The organism is Paenibacillus sp. MER 99-2 (assembly GCF_023714095.1).
Classification (GTDB): domain Bacteria; phylum Bacillota; class Bacilli; order Paenibacillales; family Paenibacillaceae; genus Paenibacillus.
Genome location: NZ_JAMAUZ010000001.1, coordinates 1,321,319 through 1,334,894, shown reverse-complemented (window position 1 = coordinate 1,334,894; position 13,576 = coordinate 1,321,319). Strand labels below are relative to the sequence as shown.

Here is a 13,576-nt window from a genome sequence, read left to right as displayed (position 1 = left end):
AAGACTACAAATTCATAACAGAATAGTATTCAAAATCTGCAAACGAGTCGTGCTGGTGCGCATCCACAGAGCCAACAAAGTTAAACAATCCTGTAAATCCACCAATTTCACCAGGTTCTCCATTCACACCTTCATCAGACAAATATGCAACATCGACTTGATCCAGAGCAACCTCCCACTCCCTATCTTCACTCAAACGATAGAAGAAATGAGCTGTACCGGCATTGTAGACAAGCTTCAACTCAACCATACCATCAGGTATAGCAAACCTGTTATGCACGTGCTCGATGCGTTCGCCTAGTTTAGCCTGTAATACAGTTAAAATGGTACCCCCCGTCGATTCCGAATGAGTCATGTGTACATAAATCCAATTGTTGGAATCATAATAAAGTCCCATACCCGCTGTTTCCGAGTAATGATCCGGATTGAATTCAACTTTTGTCTGGAACTCATAATGAAACGAGGTTGCTCGTGTAGCCATAATCGCCGGATTCATTTGCGAGAAAAATGAGTTTTCACCATGAATGCGTAAATATCCAGGACGCTCAGTCGTGTTCACCCAATTCGCTGATTGATTGCGATACGGAGTCATAAACGCGTTATTATATGAATTATTATTAAAATGATCCACGACGTCATGAGATATCATCTCAGATAATCCAATACCTTTCATAGCTTCGACTTGCATCTTAGCGAGATTTGAGCCATCGCTCATTTCTAACCATCCATCCTGCGTCCATTTCATTTTTTGGATCGAGGTTTCACGCCCCAATGGATTCAGGAGTGTTCCTTCCAGTGGACGTGACATCAGATGGGCCATGTACCATTCGCCATTCTGAGTCTGAACTAATGATCCGTGACCTGCTTTTTGCATAAAGGAATGTGGATTGTACATCTCGACATGTCCTGCATCCGGATCACCAAGTGAGAATAGATGTCGAGGTGATGAGGTAATAATCGGTTCCCCTGATGGATGTGGCTCATATGGACCAAAAATATTTTTTGCTCGCCCAATCTCAACGCCATGTGCATAACCGGTTCCACCCGAAGCCAAAATGAGATAATAATAATCTTGATATTTATAAATTTGAGGTGCTTCTGCACAGCCACGAGTCGTGAATCCCTGGGTTACACGGTGCCATTGGCCAATGACCTTGCCCTGCTCCAGATCCAATTCAGCAATGACAATATGTCCTGGGGCTTGGTACCCTTGACGTGTTTCCCACTCAAGAATGGTAACATAATGTTTGCCATCATCATCATGGAAAATAGCCGGATCGAAGCCAATGGATGTGATATAGATGGGATCTGACCATGGTCCGTTGATATCTTCTGCCCACATTGCATAAGAATCCGAGTTGAATTCACGTCCTGCCATATTGACCATATGAGAAAAGGCTAACCAGTATTTGTGGGTCGAGGCATCATAGGATAAGTGCGGAGCCCAGATCCCAGCCGGTGTATTCGTTCCGCGAAGATTAACCTCACCGTTATTTAGTACAAACCCAATCGGCTCCCAGTTGGCTAAATCTGTTGATTTGAAAATTTGTATGCCCGGATTCCAATGAAACGTAGAAGTTGCAATGTAAAATACTTCACCGACCCGAATAATTGATGGATCTGGTGCCATTCCTGGAATAACAGGATTTTGGATCGTTTCCGTTTCTCTCATGTTCCTTCCTCCATCCTATTCGTTTAATCTAATAGATTATGGTGCCATTAAGCCTTCATAGAAGCGCTTTCTTTTTGATACCTATTTGTTTGCCCTTTTTTACATGAAAATTCTTCTGCAAAACAAACATTTGATACCGTTTTCTCAATTGACTATAATAAACGTACGATTCGCCACATTATCGATAACATAGGGATAATCACACCAGCCACGAAAGCGATTTCCTATTGCATAGATTTATTATAATCATATTTAATTGGAGAAGGCGATTGTACAATTACGGCTAAATTTACCCAAATCAAAGGGGCATTCACCATGGATAAAAGCTTGATTGGAACTAAAACAAACATCCTGCCACGTATTGATTGGAACATCCGTTTCTTCGGTGCACACCAACAAACGGTGCATTCGAATTGGTCAATGCATAAGGAGTCTCACCATGCTTTTGAAATATTAATTGTATTAGAAGGTGCACAGGAAACGGTCGTTGAAGGTGAACCATTGATCATTAAGAAGGATGATATTCTTCTTATTCCTCCTGGCTTTGAGCACACGAATAAATGTATCTCCACGGAGCCCATGACATATTTCTGTGCTCACTTTGACATTGATGAACCGTCCTTACGAATGGAAATTATGAAAAATTGTGATTGGATCTATGAGCCTTCTAATCCGTACCACGGCCAGCTCAAAGCCTGCCTGCAGCAATGGCTTGATATATTCGCCGAACCTGATTTGTTGTTCGCCAAAGCCAAAATAAGAGCACAAATTTACCTTTTTGAATTGTTAGACGTTCTGGTTGATATACAGCCTTTACATAAGGACAACCGCACCAACCAATCCATGACTACAGCCAAGCATGCCAAAGAAATTGCTGAAGCGATTAAGCGCAGCTTTAAGAAACAATGTATTACCTCAAACGATACGGAAGATCGAACCATCCATATTCAGCCGATCATTGCATCTCTTGGCATAAGCCCGAATTATGGACTGGAAGTGTTCCAGAAAATATATCAGATGTCACCTCGCAAATATTTGTCCGATCTGAAATTGCAGGAAGCCAAAATCCTGTTACAACAACCGGAAATATCCTTATTTGAGATTGCACATCGTTTAGGCTACAAAAACCTTTCTCACTTCAGCAGACAGTTTAAACGGTGGACTGGAATTACCCCAACGGAGTTTCGCAACAAAACGAATTTTTAGCTTAGAAGAGGATTTCCCCCTTCCTCTTCTAAGAGGTAAAACTTAGATCATCACAACAAAAAAAGCCGCTATTATAGCGACTTGAAGTGGATTCATATGAACTTTTAACCAGCTATGTTCACTGTTGTTGGCTCTGTTCTACGCTGGAGATATAAGTGAGCAATTGATGCACAGGTGTACGTGGACGTGGTTTGGGAACCTTGTTCGAATCAAAGTAACCGAGATGCAATGTGCCGATGATCCGTTCACCCGTTCTTACACCCGTACGAGCGTAAAAGTCTGGATCGAAGTTATACTCATTCGTCTTCCACACAACTCCAATTTCCTGCTCCCAAGCCAGGAGCTGTATGTTCTGAATCAATGCTGAAGCTGCACCTACGGCATCTTCCCACACCCGTTGTCTTGGATCAGCATCAATCACAACGAGCAAATGCGCCTGCATCGAATCACAATAGTCTTTCTCTAATTTCTCTGCCCAACGCTCCCGCTCTTCCTTCGAGAATGTATATAGCACTGCATCAGAAAATTGTTTCCTACCCTCTTCCATAAACAATATGAAGCGCCATGGTTCTTTACGTGAGTGCACCGGTGCCCATACAGCTGCGTCCAGCAACTGAAGGATTGTTTCTTTTGTTAGTCGTTTTCCATTGAATTGACGAATGGTTCTTCGTTTACGAATTAACGTCTCCATCGCAGATGTTCCCATCGTATATTGTCCTCCCTTCCACTCCTTATTGAGTTAGAAACTGCACCGTTTCCTCTATAATTTTGGTCTGTCCGATCGGCCCTCCTGGCCCTTGGAACCACAAGCCGTAATCCACATTGTATACATGGTTGTTCTTCACAGCGTTCAGTCCTTTCCAGACGGCCGTTTTCTCAAGCTCGCTCGTTTCATTCGGATCGGAAGACAACAGGAAAATATGATCTGGATTGATCGTTGGCAGCATTTCCATCGAGATCACTTTCATTGATTCAGACGGATCAGGTATGGATGGCGGAGGCGTAAGTCCAAGATCGTCGTACAGAACCTCATAGTTTCTCTTACTATAATACCTGACTTCTTTGTCCGATAAGCTTAGGAACATAACAGTCTCATCCCCAATGGCTTGCTTGATCTTCGCCTGAGCGTCTTTAGCCTTCGCCTCGTAATCTTCAATAACTTGCTTAGCTTGCTCTGTCTTCCCTAACATATCTCCCATATGAAGAAGACTCGTTTTCATACGAATAATGCCCTGGTCGTCTTTTAACTTCTCAGCTAGTAAAGTGGGTGCAATTTTGCTGAGGCTACTATAGGCATCACTCATGAAATCCTGACCAATAATGAGATCCGGCTCTGCTGCCAATATACTTTCAAAGTTCGGGTCAACCTGCCAACCTATATTTTTACTTCCTTGCAACTGGTCAGACAGATAAGTAGGAAACTGATCACTACCCTCCTCATTACTTGATGCTGCTTCAGGTACGATACCGAGTGCTAACAAATAGTCCGTTGCCGCTGGAAACAGAGAAATAATGTGCTGAGGCTCACCTTTAATAACGGTTTCCCCCCATGGATGCGTTACAACTCGCTCTTGTTGTGTTGCTTCGGCTGTCTGAGCAACTTCGGTGGCTGGTTGATTCGTACTGCTTGTCCCATTACTATTCACTGTTGAATTCCCTGAAGTGGGTGAACAAGCAGAGATTAATAAGGTAAGGCTGAGCATTAGAAGCAATGCAATGGGTTTTCTCGATCTCATAGATGTATATGACTCTCCTTCGGGTTTGTATTGATAATAATTATCATCATCAATAGGATCATAACCTCGATACTTAGGGCTGACAATGGACAATTCTGATTCTCGCATAGCATAATTCTGATCGGATCGCAGTGGGATACATTTCTGTTTGAAGCGACCTGGAGAAAGCCCTACATGCTTTTTGAACAAGCGATTAAAATATACAACATCTGGAATGCCTATACTGTCAGCAACCTGCTGCAGAGACGCATCGGTATGCAGCAGCAGCTCCGTCGCTTTATCCATTCGAATCCGGGTTAAATACGTAATCAGGCTGCTGCCGGTCTCTTTTTTGAAGATTCGCGACAAATGACCCGCACTGCAATCCAGAAGTTCTGCGAGCGGCTCCACCATAATTGGTAATGTATAGTTTTCATGTAGATAACGAACAGCTTGAACTACGAGATTAGGCTTCACTGCTTCAATGCTCTGCGCACTTAACTGTCGCAACAATTCATTTATAAATTGATAGAACAACGTCTTCACCTGAAATTTTGCGAACGCATTGTTCCGATTCCAATCGTTATTTATGTTTTTAACCTTATTGTATAAGTCAATAGGATACTCGGGGACAAACGCATATTGAACATGAAAAGGAATATGCTGCTTCAATAACGCTTGATTCTCGCGGCTCATGGGTAACGTCAACTGAGCACGATAGAATATGAGGTAGTATTCAAACTGTTTTTCAATGGAGTCAATATTCAAGCATACTCCCTTACCTCCATGTAATATTTGCATTCGATCAATTGTGTATATTGTGTCATCTAGTGCCACCATCGCATTGCCTCGTACTGTGTAGATAAAACCACTGATTGGAAATCGATAGGCACTAATCGACTCGCCAGCACGCATAATAACGTGACGCACATCCCATATTTTAATAGAGGCCAAATTCCAAAGTTTAACATGTTCTTCTACGTGCATGTCTTCCACCTTCCACAACAGTTCACTTGAGCTTATCATCGGCGTAATAAACCATACTTTCACTTTCCTCCATTCTATCGAGAATAATTCTCAACGACAATAGATATCTTTGGACTTAACTCAATAACACAACAAATAAGCCAATCCCGAAGGATCAGCTTATTTGTTAACTTTCTACTGCTTATGTGCGTCTGTTCTCAACAGATTTCATGCGGTTCTGGTCGTCAGACACATGGTCTTGACTGAATTCTTGACCTGCTTCCATCTCGCCATGTCCTGAAATGTTACGGGAGAATCGGGTGAACTGTCGTTTATGTTCATCCTGTTCATGCTTTTGCTTCAGAAGCTGTTGTGGATCCTGATTAGTCATGAGGTTACCTCCCCTAAATAAAATCATGTTTATTTCAACGCACTACATAAGTTTTCCATAAGGACGCAAAGCTTATGCATGAAGAATTGCAATTAACGATTGCATTTAACAACTCTATTCAGCACATCGTTTAACGCTTATTCGAATAAACTACCGCCATTGCTCTGGATCACATCTTTATACCAGTAAAATGACTTTTTACGATAACGTTCCAGTGTGCCTGAGCCGTCATCATGACGATCTACATAGATGAATCCATATCGTTTCTTCAACTGAGCCGTTGTTGCGCTGACTAGATCTATACATCCCCATGTCGCATAACCCATTAGTTCAACACCGTCCTGCATTGCCTCTGCGACTTGAATCAAATGCTGCTTCAGATAATCAATTCGGTAGTCATCCTCTACCGTTTTCTCACCGTTGGCATATGTGATCAAGTCATCCAAGGCACCTAATCCATTCTCCACGATAAACAACGGTTTCTGATAACGGTCATAGAACGCATTCATAATATATCGCAAACCTTGAGGGTCAATCTGCCATCCCCAATCGCTCGCTTTCAAGTATGGATTAGGCACACCACCAATTAAGTTACCTTCACCTTTAATTTGTTTGGCTGGATCAGCAGTTTCACAGCTACTTTGGTAATAACTAAACGAAATAAAGTCAACAGTGTGTGTCAGAATTTCTTCGTCTCCAGGTTCAAAATGAATCGTAATGCCACTCTCTTTCAAATACCTTTTCATATAACCCGGGTAATGCCCACGGACATGAACATCGGCAAAAAATGTATTTTGGTGGTCAGCCTCCATCATACGAATGACATCATCAGGATCTGGAGTCAGTGGGTATATCGGCATTGCGATAACCATACAACCAATTTTGAAATTCGGATTCATTTCATGGCCAATCTTCACTGCCAGTGCACTTGCAACAAATTCGTGATGAACCGCTTGATATAACTCCTGTTTCGTCAGTTGTTCCTTAGGTGTACTGATCCCTCCACTAATAAACGGATGCTCCAAAATAGAATTAATCTCATTGAATGTTAGCCAGTATTTCACCTTGTCTTTATATCTTGCAAATATAGTTCGCACATATCGTTCATAGAAACCGACCATTTTACGATTAATCCAACCATCATATTCTCTAGAAAGGTGAAGAGGAGTTTCATAATGAGAAATGGTAACTAAAGGCTCAATGTCGTATTTGCGACACTCGTCAAAGAGATCATCATAAAATTGAAGCCCTTTTTCATTGGGTTCTAGTTCATCACCCTTCGGGAAAATTCTAGACCAGGCGATCGACGTTCGGAACACTTTAAAGCCCATCTCGGCGAGCAGTTTAATATCGTCTTTGTATCGGTGATAGAAGTCAATGCCAATCAGCTTCATATTATCATCTGTCGGTTCTGCTGTGGGAGGCGTCATAATCCCATTGGGCATAACATCCTGAATGGATAACCCTTTTCCATCTTCTAAATAAGCACCTTCTAATTGGTTAGCCGATACAGATCCTCCCCACAGAAAATCAGCGGGAAATGTAAATGCTGCTTGCTTCATGCTGTTCCACCCTTTCAAGTTTAACCTAGTCGTATATATGTTGCTTAACTAATGTTACTTATAATACGGATCAAAATATATACTTTGTGGCGTTTAGTCCGAGTTAACAAAGATTCACATTTGTTACATCGATGTAACAGGTTGTTTTTCACGATTAGTTATAATACATTAGAAAGGTTACTTGCATTCTGTATGTTCTAAAGAATTAAAGGAGGATATATTACATGTTTTCTAACGAGCAGATTTCTTCATATAACGACTTGGAACTATCGATCTATAACTACATTTCACAGAACATGGAGAAGGTTGCTTACATGCGTATAAGAGAGTTGGCAGATGAGACGCATGTCTCTACTGCAACGATTCTTCGATTTTGTCGAAAGAACCAATGTGAGGGGTTTTCGGAGTTTAAAGTGAAGCTGAAAATGCTACTGGCTCAGCACAAAAGAAAATCAACAAAAGCCTTGAAAAGTCCTCATCATGCTGTGTATGAATTTTTCGAGCGTTCCCAGAATCCTGAATTGGAAGAGAAGATTAGAACAGCAGCACAATTGGTGTCCACAGCCAGCAGTGTCATTTTTATCGGCACAGGGAGTTCAGGAATTATGGCGGAGTATGGCGCAAGATATTTCTCAAGCCTTGGAACGTTCTCGATGTATATTAATGATCCTCAGTTCCCTGTCCATGCCAAGATACGTGAGAACAGCGTTACGATTGCATTATCCACCTCAGGTGAAAATCCATTCATCCTCCCTCATCTGACACAGATCAAGCAGGAGAAAAATAAAATTGTGAGTATTACGAATAATCGTCAATCTACAATAGCCAAAATCTCCGATATCAACATTCCTTATTATGTAAATGAGGAGTACTATGAATCAGCAAATATAACCACCCAATTCCCTGTTCTCTTTCTATTGGAATGGATGGCTCGAGAAGTTTCCAAATATGAATGAGTTTTAACTTCGCTCAAGATACACTTGGTTTAACCTAATTTAATTTGCCCAGAGTTCTTCAATGTGCTCCACCATGTTAATTAGTGTTTTTCCATCTGTTTGTTTGGTGAAATTTCTCATCTCTTCCGTGTTCCCTTGGAACGCAGATAGTACATAGTTATCATCTACAACGTAATACGTAGCATACCTAGTAAAAGAGTAACTCCCCTTTTGTTCAGGGGCAGTTCCTTCTTTGATGGAAGTCACTATTTTCATACCGGGTTTCAGATTGGGTTCAACTCCAACGAAGTCAGCATTATAAAATAAATTAATGTTCTCGTTAACCTCTTCTCCGACGATTACCCGGTGTACCTTAACCTTATAGGAAACAAACGTTGGTTTATATGGCTCCATGCCTTGAGCCTTATCCTTCTCGGCAAAATCCCCCTCTGGTGTTCCTGGTTCTGTAGATAAAGTAGCTTGGAAATTCTCATTTTGTTTCAACACTTCAGCTATAATTACTGCATCGGATATCTCTAGAATTTGATCAAAGGAGACATCTATCGTCTGTACATACGCAGGACTACCTGCTGAAAGTGGATATTCTTCACGTAGTTCTTCTATTCTGTCATCGGTAAGACTTGCAACAAGTTGTTGATCCGTTGAGCAGCCCAATACAACAATTGTTAAGCTGCACAACAATGCCGCCATTAATGTGTTCGTTCTCATTATCCTTTTTCTCCATTTCAGTTTAGAAAATGTTCATGATCTGTTTCGCAGTATCCGCTCCATTATCCAGCCTATGAATATAGAGAACGACAATCCGAAAAGCAGGATTGGAAAGTTATAATACAGTGTATTGGTATACTGGTTCAGCCAGCCAAAGCGGTAGACTGCCGAATCGGGATCATTCGTGTAACCGTTCAGCTGTTCGCCTAAATTGTGAATGAATTGAACTTCCATGAAGATAAAGAGACCACACAACAAAATAGCTACAATAGGTATCAGAGCATACATCGGACCCGAGCGATCACGATGATCATTAAGCCACCTTCTGGTTAACGTCATCGTCCATATACACAGGATAATAAATGTCAGTATGGATGGAAATAGAACGAGAAGACCGACCATCAGCACATTCCAGAGCAGAAAAAAAAGATACGGTTTATGAATTCGTTTCATCATCTTAGGTATCCTCCACCATAATATAGCCTTCATTTTTAGCTTCTTTCAGGAAAACAAACATGGTTGGCGCTCCGCCAGCATTGATATAGAAAGGTAACCAATTCGTATGCAGTTGCAGTAATAAACAATCATTATCTTGTATTGGAGATCCTTGAATACATGCGGGGATACCTCCAATTTTGTCGATGTCTATTTCTTCAAAGTTTGATGCATGCTCCTCGGTTACCTGCTTCACCTGGGGTATCCAAACACAATCTTCATCTGTGGTTGGACCGGTAACATGCTCTCGAATCGATATGCAGCTTGGTATATTACCCTCGGCCTGAATAATAACCGCATTCTCACCTTCGTATGGATATATAATATCCGGATCAAAAAAAGAATCTTGTTGGTCTTCAGGCTGTGTCACAAAAATGTATGCCATTCTGATGGAAGACACATCATCATACCATTCGTCTAACCGAACCTGCCCTATAAATTTCATAGGCCGATCATTCCATGCAGCACTGACAGGCCACTCTGGAGAAGTTAGCCAATCTGGCTGACCCCCAAATCTCGTCTGAAACGATTCGTATTCGGACACTGAAACAAAATGAGTTATTTTATATGCATTCATAAAATAGAATCAACTCCACCTCAACATAGTCAGATCTTACTATTTTACAGTAGTTTAAATAAGAGAATAAGCATAAATGATAACGATGAAACATGTAATGAAGCAACTTTATTGTCTAATATCATGTAATATCATTCATGAAAGAAGCACACACTGCATAAAACGATAGATGGTGTTGTATTTCAGACAGGTTTCAGTTGTATAGCGCTCTTCAGTCATTACAATCTAGATAATAATAGGTAGTACATAAAGGAGCGATTGGAAGATGACACGAATGCTCTTGTCCTATCCTCTTAGCACACATACTCCCATATATAACGGAAATCCTCCGGTGGAGATCCAGCAGCAGTCGAGTATAGATCAAGGTAATCTGTATAATCAGTTCATTACCACTTCCCTTAACCACAACGGTACACACATTGACGGACCATGGCATTTTAATCCTCAGGGCAAAAAGTTAACAGAGATTCCGTTAGATAACTTCATCTTTAACAATCCAGTCGTTATTGATATCCCTAAACAAGATGATGAGCTGATTACCAAAGCAGATCTTGAACCGTATGAACATCAAATTGCCGGCTCGGATCTAGTGTTGATTCGCACTGGTTTTGGCAATATTCGGTCAACAGAACCTGCCCGATACAGCAATCATAACCCGGGTCTTGCAGCATCTGCCGCCCGTTACCTGATGGTCTTTGACTCGTTGCGGGCTGTTGGATTGGATGCGATCTCAGCTGGTGCGGCTAATCATCCAGATGAGGCCGTTGCCTTTCACCAAACGATTTTAGGGAAAGACCGGGTAGACGGCAAGTATATTCTCGTCATTGAAGACATGAATCTTAATCATGATCTGTCTAATATTAGTAAGGTATATGCTATCCCATTATATATTGAAGGGGTAGACAGCAGTTTTGCAACGGTGTTTACCGAAACTTAATTGTATTAAAAAAACGCGCCGAGAGAATACTTCTCTCTAGCGCGTTTTTGATTCATTCTAGTGAATATCCTTCTTCTTGAAATTCCCGCCTTTAACTTCGGCTACATCGTATACGACTACAAAAGCCGTAGGATCAATTTCATGAATGATATCTTTAATTTTACTTTCTTCCATCCGGTTTATGACACACGTAATTTCTTTGAATTGCTCGTTAGAGTATCCACCATACGCATCGGTATATGTTGCCCCACGTCCTAGACGATCACGAATGGTTTCGACCATAATCTCTGGTTGATTCGTAATAATTTTGAATGTCTTGGAACCGCTCAAGCCTTCTTCAACGATATGTATAACTTTAGAAGCAATAAAATACGCAAGCCCTGACAGAATCGCGCCTTGCAGACCGAATACGGTAGACACGACGATAAACACAAACATGTTGAGGAACAGGATCAGGTCACTCGTTCCAAATGGGACTTTACGGGATAACAACACAGCCAACATGTCTATTCCATCTAATGCTCCGCCATTACGTAGTGCTAGACCCATACCAAAACCGATAATAATACCTCCAACAACGGTAACCAGCAAGGTATCACCTTGAATAATCGTTGGCACATGGTGCATCATACTCGTGCTAACTGCAAGTGAAGCAATACCGATGACCGAATATAAGGCAAAGCTCTTACCGATCTGCTTATAACCAAGCCATACAAAAGGAATGTTAATAAGCCCGATTAACATACCGAGTGGTAGTCCGAACAATTGTGATCCTACGATGCTAAGGCCGGTTACGCCGCCGTCCGAGACATTGTTAGGAATCAATATGGCTTCCAGACCATATGCCGTGATAAATCCCCCGATAATGATTAACAATACTTTGGAGAGGATCTTCAGCTTGTTCGATTTTTGTATTCTGTTTTGATTCATTCCATTTCCCCCTTGATGAACGATGAACAACATGAATTTTAGCAAACATAAAAAATAGTCTATAACAAAAATCACACTTTTGGCAATAGAAGGTCATTTAATCAAAGCAGGTTATACTCCTATTGAATCCAACCTCATTACATTATTTCCCGATAAATGATCGATATGCCATAATTTTGAGTTCAAGCATTTCGTTCGCGGCATGAAGGTTGTTCATCTGATCTTCAACGGCTCGCTTATGATTCTCCAGCAGCTTCAAACGTTCTGGAGCCGTATGCTCGCCTTCTTGAAATAACGAAGCATACTTTTTAATGACAGCGATCGGCATTTGTGTTTCTTTTAACTTGATGACAAACTGCAGCCATTTGAGATGAGACTCATTGTATCGCCTATCTCCACCGGCATCACGAAGTGGAATGATGATCTGCTCTTTCTCGTAATATCTCAACGTGTGGGCACTGATCCCGAGCAATTCAGCGACTTCACCAATGGTATGCATGGTTGTACTCCTTTCCATTTTCTTGCTTGACTTAGAGTAAGCTCTAATCAGTATAATCAACTCGTAGCCACATCACAATATTAAATACTGAAATTAGATTCGGAGGAATTCTCATGAAATACACCGTAATTACTGGAGCAAGTTCAGGTATTGGATATGAAGCAGCTTTGGCCTTTGCCGCACGTGGCAAACATCTGATCTTAGCTGCACGCAGAACCGCTGAGTTGGAACAGTTAAAATCCAAAGTTGCCGAGATCGATAACACGTTAGACGTTGTCATTCGCACCGTAGATCTATCCATTGCCGCGAATGTACATGCTTTCTATGAAAGCTTGAACGGTTATTCCATCGAAACATGGATCAACAATGCGGGCTTTGGCAATTTTGCCTCAGTTGGTGAACAACATTTGCCTAAAATTGAACAAATGCTTCATCTCAACATTGAAGCACTTACGATTCTCTCCACTCTATATGTTCGGGATTATGCCGAAACTACGGGCACACAGATTATCAACATCTCTTCAGGAGGCGGCTATACAATTGTACCGGATGCGGTAACGTATTGTGCAACCAAGTTTTATGTCAGCGCCTTTACCGAAGGTCTGGCTCAAGAGCTTAAAAGTAAACATGTTCCCATGCAAGCCAAAGTACTCGCACCTGCTGCTACAGAAACCGAGTTTGCCGAACGTGCCTTTGATCTAGATCAGTTCCAGTATGAAGGGCGTGTGCCTAAGTTCCATACAGCCGAGCAGATGGCCGGATTTTTACTAGACCTGTATGACAGCGAATATGTCGTAGGGATCGTTAATGGACTAACGTATGAATTCGAACTGAAAGATCCCATCTTTCCTTATGCCGCCAGAGCAGCAAGTAAACCCGTTGATTCAAACGAGTAAACCAAAAAAAGAGCAGTTCCAGGTCACACGAGTGTGATTTGGGAACTGCTCTTTTTACTTATATAA

At 41.5% G+C, this 13,576-nt stretch carries 14 protein-coding genes; 4 read left to right on the top strand and 10 right to left on the bottom strand.

The window, feature by feature from the left end:
* Positions 1-4 precede the first annotated feature (4 nt).
* Complete coding sequence (locus tag M3636_RS06080) at positions 5-1,672, bottom strand: glycoside hydrolase family 43 protein (RefSeq protein ID WP_251381554.1); 1,668 nt, start codon at positions 1,670-1,672, stop codon at positions 5-7.
* 315 nt (positions 1,673-1,987) lie between these two features.
* Here M3636_RS06080 and M3636_RS06075 point away from each other — a divergent pair, with 315 nt between their 5' ends.
* A complete protein-coding gene (locus M3636_RS06075; RefSeq protein ID WP_128101801.1) occupies positions 1,988-2,878 on the top strand; it encodes an AraC family transcriptional regulator in 891 nt (296 codons plus the stop codon).
* A 118-nt stretch (positions 2,879-2,996) separates the two neighbouring features.
* Here M3636_RS06075 and M3636_RS06070 read toward each other — a convergent pair whose 3' ends face one another.
* The 4 genes from M3636_RS06070 to M3636_RS06055 all read right to left on the bottom strand — a co-directional run bounded on the left by M3636_RS06070 (position 2,997) and on the right by M3636_RS06055 (position 7,512).
* A complete protein-coding gene (locus M3636_RS06070; RefSeq protein ID WP_251381553.1) occupies positions 2,997-3,584 on the bottom strand; it encodes a nitroreductase family protein in 588 nt (195 codons plus the stop codon).
* A 25-nt stretch (positions 3,585-3,609) separates the two neighbouring features.
* Positions 3,610-5,643 (bottom strand): ABC transporter substrate-binding protein, encoded by a 2,034-nt coding sequence (locus tag M3636_RS06065; RefSeq protein ID WP_251381552.1) that lies wholly within the window; start codon positions 5,641-5,643, stop codon positions 3,610-3,612.
* A 118-nt stretch (positions 5,644-5,761) separates the two neighbouring features.
* The gene (locus M3636_RS06060) at positions 5,762-5,950 is read right to left on the bottom strand and encodes a hypothetical protein (protein ID WP_128101799.1); all 189 of its coding nucleotides are present in this window, start codon (positions 5,948-5,950) and stop codon (positions 5,762-5,764) included.
* 137 nt (positions 5,951-6,087) lie between these two features.
* Positions 6,088-7,512 carry a glycoside hydrolase family 1 protein gene (locus M3636_RS06055; RefSeq protein ID WP_251381551.1) on the bottom strand — a complete coding sequence of 475 codons (1,425 nt, stop codon included), beginning with the start codon at positions 7,510-7,512 and terminating at the stop codon, positions 6,088-6,090.
* Positions 7,513-7,736: 224 nt separating this feature from the next.
* Here M3636_RS06055 and M3636_RS06050 point away from each other — a divergent pair, with 224 nt between their 5' ends.
* Positions 7,737-8,468 carry a MurR/RpiR family transcriptional regulator gene (locus tag M3636_RS06050; RefSeq protein WP_145410918.1) on the top strand — a complete coding sequence of 244 codons (732 nt, stop codon included), beginning with the start codon at positions 7,737-7,739 and terminating at the stop codon, positions 8,466-8,468.
* Between the two features lie 39 nt (positions 8,469-8,507).
* Here the strand turns inward: M3636_RS06050 and M3636_RS06045 are convergent, their stop codons facing one another.
* Genes M3636_RS06045 through M3636_RS06035 form a run of 3 tightly spaced genes read right to left on the bottom strand, consistent with a single transcriptional unit; the run spans position 8,508 to position 10,248 of the window.
* A complete protein-coding gene (locus tag M3636_RS06045; protein WP_251381550.1) occupies positions 8,508-9,176 on the bottom strand; it encodes a hypothetical protein in 669 nt (222 codons plus the stop codon).
* Positions 9,177-9,209: 33 nt separating this feature from the next.
* Entirely contained in the window at positions 9,210-9,632 is a 423-nt protein-coding gene (locus M3636_RS06040; protein WP_251381549.1) for a hypothetical protein, read from the bottom strand.
* Position 9,633: 1 nt separating this feature from the next.
* On the bottom strand, positions 9,634-10,248 hold the full coding sequence (locus tag M3636_RS06035) for a YwqG family protein (RefSeq protein ID WP_145410916.1): 615 nt from the start codon (positions 10,246-10,248) through the stop codon (positions 9,634-9,636).
* Between the two features lie 265 nt (positions 10,249-10,513).
* Between M3636_RS06035 and M3636_RS06030 the strand changes: the two genes are divergently transcribed.
* Positions 10,514-11,185, top strand: coding sequence for a cyclase family protein (locus M3636_RS06030; protein ID WP_251381548.1), 672 nt, complete (start codon positions 10,514-10,516; stop codon positions 11,183-11,185).
* A gap of 57 nt (positions 11,186-11,242) precedes the next feature.
* Here M3636_RS06030 and M3636_RS06025 read toward each other — a convergent pair whose 3' ends face one another.
* Positions 11,243-12,115, bottom strand: coding sequence for a YitT family protein (locus M3636_RS06025; RefSeq protein ID WP_056690207.1), 873 nt, complete (start codon positions 12,113-12,115; stop codon positions 11,243-11,245).
* 142 nt (positions 12,116-12,257) lie between these two features.
* Positions 12,258-12,614 carry a MerR family transcriptional regulator gene (locus M3636_RS06020; protein ID WP_128101792.1) on the bottom strand — a complete coding sequence of 119 codons (357 nt, stop codon included), beginning with the start codon at positions 12,612-12,614 and terminating at the stop codon, positions 12,258-12,260.
* 113 nt (positions 12,615-12,727) lie between these two features.
* On the opposite strand from M3636_RS06020, the gene M3636_RS06015 reads away from it, so the two are divergent.
* Complete coding sequence (locus tag M3636_RS06015) at positions 12,728-13,510, top strand: SDR family NAD(P)-dependent oxidoreductase (protein ID WP_251381547.1); 783 nt, start codon at positions 12,728-12,730, stop codon at positions 13,508-13,510.
* Positions 13,511-13,576: the final 66 nt, after the last annotated feature.